The 10321-nt window shown below is 69.1% G+C and carries 6 protein-coding genes; all 6 read right to left on the bottom strand.

Annotated features, from left to right (window positions below; genetic code table 11):
- Positions 1 to 72: 72 nt before the first annotated feature.
- Positions 73 to 3969, bottom strand: a complete 3897-nt coding sequence (locus J1M38_RS01395; RefSeq protein ID WP_036317751.1) for a DNA-directed RNA polymerase subunit beta' — start codon at positions 3967 to 3969, stop codon at positions 73 to 75.
- A gap of 83 nt (positions 3970 to 4052) precedes the next feature.
- A complete protein-coding gene (rpoB, locus tag J1M38_RS01400; protein ID WP_036317750.1) occupies positions 4053 to 7559 on the bottom strand; it encodes a DNA-directed RNA polymerase subunit beta in 3507 nt (1168 codons plus the stop codon).
- A 285-nt stretch (positions 7560 to 7844) separates the two neighbouring features.
- Positions 7845 to 8234, bottom strand: coding sequence for a 50S ribosomal protein L7/L12 (gene rplL / locus J1M38_RS01405; RefSeq protein ID WP_036317747.1), 390 nt, complete (start codon positions 8232 to 8234; stop codon positions 7845 to 7847).
- Positions 8235 to 8303: 69 nt separating this feature from the next.
- On the bottom strand, positions 8304 to 8825 hold the full coding sequence (gene rplJ / locus J1M38_RS01410; RefSeq protein ID WP_002854782.1) for a 50S ribosomal protein L10: 522 nt from the start codon (positions 8823 to 8825) through the stop codon (positions 8304 to 8306).
- A gap of 344 nt (positions 8826 to 9169) precedes the next feature.
- The gene (gene rplA, locus J1M38_RS01415; RefSeq protein ID WP_036317746.1) at positions 9170 to 9877 is read right to left on the bottom strand and encodes a 50S ribosomal protein L1; all 708 of its coding nucleotides are present in this window, start codon (positions 9875 to 9877) and stop codon (positions 9170 to 9172) included.
- Between the two features lie 77 nt (positions 9878 to 9954).
- Positions 9955 to 10321, bottom strand: a 367-nt coding sequence (gene rplK / locus J1M38_RS01420) for a 50S ribosomal protein L11 (protein ID WP_206501150.1), incomplete at its 5' end; no start/stop codon positions are given.

The following is a 10321-nucleotide window of genomic DNA, read 5'->3' on the forward strand; positions in this document are numbered from 1 at the left end:
GCCCCGCACGCCAAGGGGCCCGCCGCTCCCCCGCGTGAGCGGCGGAACGGCGGGCCCCCTGGGGGACGGGGATCAGGCGCGGAAGTCGCCCCCGCGGTCGTAGTCGTCCAACGAGACGGCGTGGAAGTCGTTCTCGCCGAGCGACTGGTCCAGACCCGGGTAGTCGAAGTCCGCGAAGCCGGCCGGCGAGGCGAACAGGTTGGCCTTCGCCTCCTCCGTCGGCTCCACGACGGTCTTCGTGTAGCGGTCCAGGCCCGTGCCGGCCGGGATCAGCTTGCCGATGATCACGTTCTCCTTCAGGCCCAGCAGCGGGTCGGACTTGCCCTCCATGGCCGCCTGCGTCAGGACGCGGGTCGTCTCCTGGAAGGACGCGGCCGACAGCCACGAGTCCGTGGCCAGCGAGGCCTTCGTGATGCCCATCAGCTCGTCGCGGCCGGAGGCCGGCTGGCGGCCCTCAGCGACGGCGGCGCGGTTGGCGGCCACGAAGCGCGCCCGGTCCGTGAGCTCGCCCGGCAGCAGGTCGGTGTCACCGGACTCGATGACGGTGATGCGACGCAGCATCTGCCGGACGATGACCTCCACGTGCTTGTCGTGGATGCCCACGCCCTGGGACTGGTACACGTTCTGCACCTCGTCCACGAGGAACCGCTGCGCGGCCCGCGGGCCGAGCACGCGCAGGACCTGCTTCGGGTCCACGGCGCCGGCCACGAGCTGCGTGCCCACCGGCACGTGCTCGCCGTCGGCCACGAGGATGCGCGCACGGCGCAGCACCGGGTAGGCGATCTCCTCGGAGCCGTCGTCCGGCGTGAGCAGCAGGCGCACGGACGCCTCGGTGTCCTCGATGGTCACGCGGCCGGCGACCTCGGAGATCGGGGCCACGCCCTTCGGGGTGCGGGCCTCGAAGAGCTCCTGGATGCGGGGCAGACCCTGCGTGATGTCGTCGGCCGAGGCCACACCGCCGGTGTGGAACGTGCGCATGGTGAGCTGGGTGCCCGGCTCACCGATCGACTGGGCCGCGATGATGCCGACGGCCTCGCCGATGTCCACCAGCTGGCCGGTGGCCATGGAGCGGCCGTAGCACTTCGCGCAGGTGCCCACGGCGGACTCGCAGGTCAGGACCGAGCGGACCTTGATCTCCGTGACGCCGGCGGCCACCAGCTCGCCGATCAGCACGTCGCCCACGTCCGCACCGGCCGAGGCCAGCACCGTGCCGTCCTCGCCCGTGACGTCCTGGGCCAGCGTGCGGGCGAAGGCCGAGTTCTCGACCTGCTCGTGGGCCACCAGCTCGCCGTCGGCGTTCGGGGCGGCGATCGTGACGGACAGGCCGCGCTCGGTGCCGCAGTCGTCCTCGCGGACGATGACGTCCTGGGACACATCGACGAGACGACGGGTCAGGTAGCCCGAGTTCGCGGTCTTCAGCGCGGTGTCCGCGAGGCCCTTGCGGGCGCCGTGGGTGGCGGAGAAGTACTCGAGCACGGACAGGCCCTCGCGGTACGAGGACTTGATCGGACGCGGGATGATCTCACCCTTCGGGTTGGCCACGAGGCCGCGGATGCCCGCGATCTGGCGCACCTGGAGCCAGTTGCCTCGCGCACCGGAGGACACCATGCGGTTGATGGTGTTGAGCTCCGGCAGGCCGTCCTTCATGGCCGCGGCGACCTCGTCGGTGGCCTTGTTCCAGATGTCGATCAGCTCGGAGCGACGCTCGTCGTCCGCGATCAGGCCCTTGTCGTACTGCTGCTGCACGCGCTGGGCCTGCTCCTCGTAGCCCTCCATGATGGCGGCCTTGTCGAAGTCGGAGGTGATGTCCGAGATCGCCACGGTCACACCCGACCAGGTGCCCCAGTGGAAGCCGGCGTCCTTGAGGTTGTCCAGCGTCTGCGCGGTGACGACCATCGGGTAGCGCTCGGCCAGGTCGTTGACCAGCTGACCGAGGGTGCCCTTGGTCGCCTGCTTGTCCAGCCACGGGTAGTCGTCCGGCAGCAGCTCGTTGAACAGCACCTTGCCCAGGGTGGTCTCGATGAGGGCGATCTCGCCCTCGGACCAGCCCTCGGGGGCCGGCACGTCCGCCGACGGCACGAAGCCCTCGACGCCGATCCGCGCGGGCGCGTTCAGGTGCAGGTCGCCGCCGTCGAACGCCATGATGGCCTCGCCGACGGTCGCGTACAGGTTGCCCGCGCCGACCTCGTCCGGACGCACCGTGGTGAGGTGGTTCAGTCCGATGATCATGTCCTGGGCCGGCACGGCGACCGCACGGCCGTCCGAGGGCTTCAGGATGTTGTGGCTCGAGAGCATGAGCAGGCGCGCCTCGGCCTGGGCCTCCGGCGACAGGGGCAGGTGGACCGCCATCTGGTCGCCGTCGAAGTCCGCGTTGAACGCGGAGCAGACCAGCGGGTGCAGCTGCAGGGCCTTGCCTTCCACGAGCTGCGGCTCGAAGGCCTGGATGCCCAGACGGTGCAGGGTGGGGGCGCGGTTCAGCAGGACCGGGTGCTCGGTGATGACCTCCTCGAGCACGTCCCAGACCTGCGGACGGAAGCGCTCCACCATGCGCTTGGCGGACTTGATGTTCTGCGCGTGGTTCAGGTCCACGAGACGCTTCATCACGAACGGCTTGAACAGCTCCAGCGCCATCTGCTTCGGCAGGCCGCACTGGTGCAGCTTGAGCTGGGGACCCACCACGATGACCGAGCGGCCCGAGTAGTCCACGCGCTTGCCGAGCAGGTTCTGACGGAACCGGCCCTGCTTGCCCTTGAGCATGTCGGAGAGTGACTTGAGCGGGCGGTTGCCCGGGCCGGTCACCGGCCGGCCGCGGCGGCCGTTGTCGAACAGCGAGTCCACGGCCTCCTGCAGCATGCGCTTCTCGTTGTTGACGATGATCTCGGGCGCGCCGAGGTCGAGCAGCCGCTTCAGGCGGTTGTTGCGGTTGATCACGCGACGGTACAGGTCGTTGAGGTCGGAGGTCGCGAAGCGGCCGCCGTCCAGCTGCACCATCGGACGCAGCTCCGGCGGGATCACCGGGACGGCGTCCAGGACCATGCCCTCGGGCGAGTTGTCCGTGGTCAGGAACGCGTTGACGACCTTCAGGCGCTTCAGGGCGCGGGTCTTGCGCTGGCCCTTGCCCGTCTTGATGGTCTCACGCAGCATCTCGGACTCGGCCTCGAGGTCGAAGGTCTGCAGGCGACGCTGGATCGCCTCCGCGCCCATCGAGCCCTCGAAGTACTGGCCGTACTTGTCCCGCATGGCGCGGTACAGACCCTCGTCGCCCTCGAGGTCGGCGACCTTGAGGTTCTTGAAGCGGTCCCAGACCTGCTCCTTGCGGTCCAGGTCCGCGTCCGCGCGCTTGCGGATCTGCGCCATGGTCTTGTCCGCGGCGTCGCGGGCCTTCTTCTTCTCGGCGGCCTTGGCGCCCTCGGACTCCAGCTTGGCCAGGTCCTTCTCGAGGTCGGCGGCCACCGCGGCGATGTCGGAGTCACGCTGGTCGGCCAGGACACGGGTCTCCTGGTCGTACTCGGCCTGGAGGTTGGCCAGGTCGCGGTGCCGGGCCTCCTCGTCCACCGAGGTGATCATGTACGCCGCGAAGTAGATGACCTTCTCGAGGTCCTTCGGCGCCAGGTCCAGCAGGTAGCCCAGGCGCGAGGGCACGCCCTTGAAGTACCAGATGTGGGTGACCGGCGCAGCCAGCTCGATGTGGCCCATGCGGTCGCGGCGCACCTTCGAGCGGGTCACCTCGACGCCGCAGCGCTCGCAGATGATGCCCTTGAAGCGCACGCGCTTGTACTTGCCGCACGCGCACTCCCAGTCACGGGTGGGGCCGAAGATCTTCTCGCAGAAGAGTCCGTCCTTCTCCGGCTTCAGGGTGCGGTAGTTGATGGTCTCCGGCTTCTTGACCTCGCCGTAGGACCAGCGGCGGATGTCCTCCGCCGTGGCCAGGCCGATGCGCATCAGGCCGAAAGAGTTGTCAGTGGACATGCTGTTCACGCTCATGCTCCGGTGAACTCCCTTGGTTCAGTGGTTCTCAGGTGACGTCTTGTGGATGCGGGATCGGGCCCGGCTCAGACTTCCTCCACCGAGCTGGGCTCGGCGTGGGAGAGGTCGATGCCCAGCTCCTCGGCGGCGCGGTAGACCTCGTCCTCCGCGTCGCGCATCTCGATGGCCTGGCCGTCGGCGGAGAGGACCTCCACGTTCAGGCAGAGGGACTGCATCTCCTTGATGAGCACCTTGAAGGACTCGGGAACACCCGGCTCCGGGATGTTCTCGCCCTTGACGATGGCCTCGTAGACCTTCACGCGGCCGTGGATGTCGTCGGACTTGATGGTCAGCAGCTCCTGGAGGGTGAACGCCGCGCCGTACGCCTCGAGCGCCCACACCTCCATCTCGCCGAAGCGCTGGCCGCCGAACTGGGCCTTACCGCCCAGCGGCTGCTGCGTGATCATCGAGTACGGGCCCGTGGAACGGGCGTGGATCTTGTCGTCCACCAGGTGGTGCAGCTTGAGCATGTACATGTAGCCCACGGACACCGGGTCCGGGAACGGCTCGCCGGTGCGGCCGTCGAACAGCTGCGCCTTGCCGCTGTCGCTCATGAGACGGTCGCCGTCGCGGGTCACGTTCACGTGGCCGAGCAGGCCCGTGATCTCGTACGCCTCGGCGCCGTCGAACACCGGGGTGGCCACGTTGACCGGACCGGACTGCCGCGGGAAGTTCGGCAGGTCCTTGATCCACTCCGGCTCGCCCTGGATGTCCCAGCCGCGCGAGGCGGCCCAGCCCAGGTGCAGCTCCATGACCTGGCCGAGGTTCATGCGGCCGGGGACGCCGAGCGGGTTCAGCACGATGTCCACCGGGGTGCCGTCCGCCAGGAACGGCATGTCCTCGAGCGGCAGGATCTTCGAGATGACGCCCTTGTTGCCGTGGCGGCCGGCCATCTTGTCGCCGTCGGTGATCTTGCGCTTCTGCGCCACGTAGACGCGCACCAGCTGGTTCACGCCCGGGGGCAGGTCGTCGTCCTCGTCGCGGTCGAAGATGCGCACGCCGATGACGGTGCCGGACTCGCCGTGCGGCACCTTCAGGGACGTGTCGCGGACCTCGCGGGACTTCTCGCCGAAGATCGCGCGCAGCAGGCGCTCCTCCGGGGTCAGCTCGGTCTCGCCCTTCGGGGTCACGCGGCCGACCAGGATGTCGCCGGCCTCCACCTCGGCGCCGATGTGGATGATGCCGCGCTCGTCGAGCTGCGAGAGCACCTCCTCGGACACGTTGGGGATGTCGCGCGTGATCTCCTCGGCGCCCAGCTTGGTGTCGCGGGCGTCGACCTCGTGCTCCTCGATGTGGATCGAGGTGAGGACGTCCTCCGAGACCATGCGCTGGGACAGGATGATCGCGTCCTCGTAGTTCAGGCCCTCCCAGGGCATGAACGCGACGAGGAGGTTCTTGCCGAGCGCGAGCTCGCCGTTGTCCGTGGCGGGACCGTCGGCGATGATGCTCAGCGGCTCCACCCGCTCGCCCTCGGAGACGCGCACCCGCTGGTTGTAGGCGTTGCCCTGGTTCGAGCGGGCGAACTTCATGATCGGGTAGTGCGTGGTGGTGCCGTCGTCGTTCATGACGGTCACCAGGTCCGCGGCCACCTCGGTCACGACGCCGCCCTGGGTGGCCGTCACGGAGTCGCCCGCGTCCACGGCCACGTACTTCTCCATGCCGGTGCCCACGTAGGGGGCCTCGGAGCGGAGCAGCGGCACGGCCTGACGCTGCATGTTCGCGCCCATGAGCGCGCGGTTGGCGTCGTCGTGCTCGAGGAACGGGATCAGGGCGGTGGCCGCCGACACCATCTGGCGCGGGGACACGTCCATGTAGTCGATCTCGTCCACGGTCGAGAGCACGGGCTCGCCGTCGCCGCCGCGCTGGCGGCAGAGCACGAACTCCTCCTCGAACCGGCCGTCCTCATCCACCGGGGCGTTCGCCTGGGCGATCTGGAAGGCCAGCTCGTCGTCGGCGGTCAGGTAGTCCACGGTGTCCGTGACCCGGCCGTCGACCACGCGGCGGTACGGGGTCTCGATGAAGCCGAAGGAGTTGATCCGGCCGAAGGTCGCCAGCGACCCGATGAGGCCGATGTTCGGGCCTTCCGGGGTCTCGATGGGGCACATGCGGCCGTAGTGCGACGGGTGGACGTCACGGACCTCCATGCCGGCACGGTCGCGGGACAGGCCGCCCGGGCCGAGCGCGGACAGGCGACGCTTGTGCGTCAGGCCGGCCAGCGGGTTGTTCTGGTCCATGAACTGGGACAGCTGCGAGGTGCCGAAGAACTCCTTGATCGCCGCCACCACGGGGCGGATGTTGATCAGGGTCTGCGGGGTGATCGCCTCGACGTCCTGGGTGGTCATGCGCTCGCGCACGACGCGCTCCATGCGGGACAGGCCGGTGCGGATCTGGTTCTCGATCAGCTCGCCCACCGCACGGATGCGACGGTTGCCGAAGTGGTCGATGTCGTCGATCTCCACGCGCACATCCACCGGCTCGCCGTCGCGCGTGCCCTTGATGACGGTCTCGCCGGCGTGCAGCGCGGCGATGAAGTGCACCATCTGGACGATGTCGTCCTCGGTGAGCACAGACGCGTTGGGGTCGCCGAGGTGCACGTCCACGCCGAGCTTGCGGTTGAGCTTGTAGCGGCCCACCTTGGCGAGGTCGTAGCGCTTCGGGGTGAAGTACAGGTTGTTCAGCAGCGTCTGCGCGGCGTCGACGGCGGCCGGCTCGCCCGGGCGCAGCTTGCGGTAGATGTCGAGCAGGGCCTCGTCCTGGTCCGCGGTGCCGTCCTTCTCGAGGGTGGCGCGGATGGAGTCGTAGTGGCCGAACTCCTCCAGGATGCGGGACTCGGTCCAGCCCATGGCCTTGAGCAGCACCGTCACGGGCTGCTTGCGCTTGCGGTCGAGGCGGACGCCGACCTGGTCACGCTTGTCCACCTCGAGCTCGAACCAGGCGCCGCGCGAGGGGATGATCTTCGCGGAGAAGATCTCCTTGTCCGAGGTCTTGTCCGGGGTGCGCTCGAAGTAGGCGCCCGGGGAGCGGACCAGCTGGGAGACGACGACGCGCTCGGTGCCGTTGATGATGAACGTGCCGTTGCGGGTCATCAGCGGGAAGTCGCCCATGAAGACGGTCTGCTGCTTGATCTCGCCGGTCGTGTTGTTCATGAACTCGGCCTTGACGTACAGCGGGGCGGAGAAGGTCGCGTCGCGATCCTTGCACTCCTCCTCCGTCATCTTCGCGTCGGCGAACTCGGGCTCGGCGAAGGACAGGGACATGGTGCCCTGGAAGTCCTCGATCGGGGAGATCTCCTCGAAGATGTCCGTCAGTCCCGAGGTGACGGGCACGGAGTGGTCGTCGGCGGCCAGGGCGGCGTCCACGCGCGCGGCCCACCGCTCATTGCCGATCAGGCGGTCGAACGACTCGGTCTGCAGCGCCAGCAGGTCCGGCACGTCCAGCGGCTCGGAGATCTTGGCGAAGGAGACGCGTCCGGCGGAGGCGCCGGATCGCGGGGAGACGGTAGCGGTTTCGTTGGAGGTGCTCGAGGCGACCACGTAGGATCCTTCCACAGGCCTTCTGGGTTCCGTTCGCTCCCCTGCCGCGAGACGGCGGCGCCGGCCCACCGCTATATGAAGGCCGTGCGGAACCGTGCGGGCCACGGCGGGACGCGAGGTCCTGCGGGCGGCACGGAACAGGGGAGATGCAAAGATCCATCCTATCCGCGCCCGTCGCCCCTGTCCAGCCGGGGGTGCGTGACCCGGGACGCCACGAGGCCCCCGGTCCGCAGCGCGGGTCCGGGGGCCTCGTGAGGAGGCGTGATGCGGCTCAGGCCGCGATCATCACTTGAGGGTGACGGTGGCGCCGGCGCCCTCGAGCTGCTCCTTGGCCTTCTCGGCGGTCTCCTTGTTGACGCCCTCGAGGATGGGCTTGGGAGCGCCGTCCACCAGGTCCTTGGCCTCCTTCAGGCCGAGGGAGGTGAGGGCGCGCACCTCCTTGATGACGCCGATCTTCTTGTCGCCGGCGGCCTCGAGGACGACGTCGAACTCGTCCTTCTCCTCGGCGGCGGCGGCCTCGGCACCACCGGCGGCACCGCCGGCGGCGGCCACGGCCACGGGGGCGGCGGCGGTGACGTCGAACTTCTCCTCGAACGCCTTGATGAACTCGGACAGCTCGATGAGGGTCAGCTCCTCGAACGCGGCGAGCAGCTCTTCGGTGGTCAGCTTGGCCATGATGGCTCCTTTACGGGTACGTCTTGACTACGTGTGAAGTGGTGGGCCGTGCAGCCCGGGGCGGACTGCTCAGGCAGCCTCGCCCTGCGCGGCGCGCAGCGCCTCGACCGTGCGGACGGTCTTGGACAGCGGCGCCTGGAACAGGGCGGCAGCCTTGGACATGCTGCCCTTCATCGCGCCGGCGAACTTGGCCAGCAGCACCTCGCGGGACTCGAGGTCCGCGAGCTTCTTGATGCCGGCCTCGTCCAGGGGCTGGCCATCCATGTAGCCGCCCTTGAGCACGAGCTTCTCGTGATCCTTGGCAAAGTCACGCAGGGCCTTCGCGACGTTGACCGGGTCCCCGGTCACGAACGCGATCGCGGTGGGACCGGACAGGTGAGCCTCGAGGCCCTCCAGACCGGCGTCCTTGGCCGCGATCTCGGCCAGCGTGTTCTTCGCCACGGCGTAGGTCGCGTCCTGACGGATGGAGTCGCGCAGCTGCTTGAGCTCCGTCACCGTCAGGCCACGGTATTCCGTCAGAACAGCGGCGCTGGACTCACGGAACAGGTCCGTGAGCTCAGCCACCGCCGACTCCTTCGCGGACGTCGCCATGGCACTCCTCTCGATGATGCGTGGGAACCGCCACCCCGAGACGAGAAAGCGCCCCGTGCAGATGCACGGGGCGCAGCAGGAGCATCGACGCGGCCGGACCCGGAGGGTCGACGTGCGGATGCGAGCGTGGCTCACGTTCACCTGCGCGGGCCGTCTCCATCAGGGAGATCCTTCGGTGGGCTCTGCCCGGAGGCAGGGCACCACGACCGGCGGTCTTCGGTAGGCACCAGCGTACACGTCCGGGGCGGGCCCGCAAAATCGACCCGGGACGACGCCGGCCGGTCGTCCCCGCTGCGGGGACGACCGGCCGACGTCGTGGGCCCCGATCACCGGGGCCGCGTGGCTCAGAGCTCGGAGGAGTCCACCGAGGTCACGTTCGGGTCCATGGGCACGCCCGGGCCGAAGGTGGTGGCCACGGTGGCCTTGGAGATGTAGCGGCCCTTGGAGGAGGACGGCTTCAGACGCAGGACCTCCTCGAGGGCTGCGGCGTAGTTCTCCACCAGGGCCTTGGCCTCGAAGGAGGTCTTGCCGATGATGAAGTGCAGGTTGGAGTGCTTGTCGACGCGGAAGTCGATCTTGCCGCCCTTGATGTCGGCCACGGCCTTGGCCACGTCCGGGGTCACGGTGCCGGTCTTGGGGTTCGGCATCAGGTTGCGGGGGCCGAGCACCTTGCCCAGACGGCCGACCTTGCCCATGAGCTCCGGGGAGGCCACGGCGGCGTCGAAGTCCACCCAGCCCTCGGAGATCCGGGCGATCAGGTCGTCGTCGCCCACGACGTCCGCGCCGGCGGCGCGGGCGGCCTCGGCGCGGTCACCGGTGGCGAACACGACGACGCGCGCGGTCTTGCCGGTGCCGTGGGGCAGGCTCACGGAGCCGCGGACCATCTGGTCGGCCTTGCGGGGGTCGACCGAGAGGCGGAGGGCCACCTCCACGGTGGCGTCGGTCTTGGAGGGGTTGGTCTCCTTGGCGAGGCGGATCGCCTCCACCGGCGAGTACAGGTCCTCGCCGATCGCGGCCTTGGCCGCCTTGTATGCCTTGCTGCGCTGTGCCATCTGCGTTCTTCTCCTTGTGCAGTCGTGGTCTGCGGGCCGCGCTCGGCCCTGCCACTGGAAGGGGGTGGGGGTGGGCGTCAGCCCTCGACGGTGATGCCCATCGAGCGGGCGGTGCCCGCGATGATCTTGGCGGCGGCCTGGACGTCGTTGGCGTTCAGGTCCTCCATCTTGGTCTGGGCGATCTCCTCGCACTGGGCCTGGGTCAGCGTGCCGACCTTGGCCGTGTGCGGGGTGGCGGAGCCCTTGGCGACGCCGGCGGCCTTCTTGATGAGCTCGGCGGCCGGCGGGGTCTTGGTCACGAAGGTGAACGAGCGGTCCTCGTACACGGTGATCTCGACCGGGACCACGTTGCCGCGCTGCGACTCGGTGGCGGCGTTGTACGCCTTGCAGAACTCCATGATGTTCACGCCGTGCTGGCCCAGGGCGGGGCCGATGGGCGGGGCC

The sequence above is a fragment of the Micrococcus sp. KRD070 genome (assembly GCF_017168435.1).
In the GTDB taxonomy this organism is placed as follows: Bacteria; Actinomycetota; Actinomycetes; order Actinomycetales; family Micrococcaceae; genus Micrococcus; species Micrococcus luteus.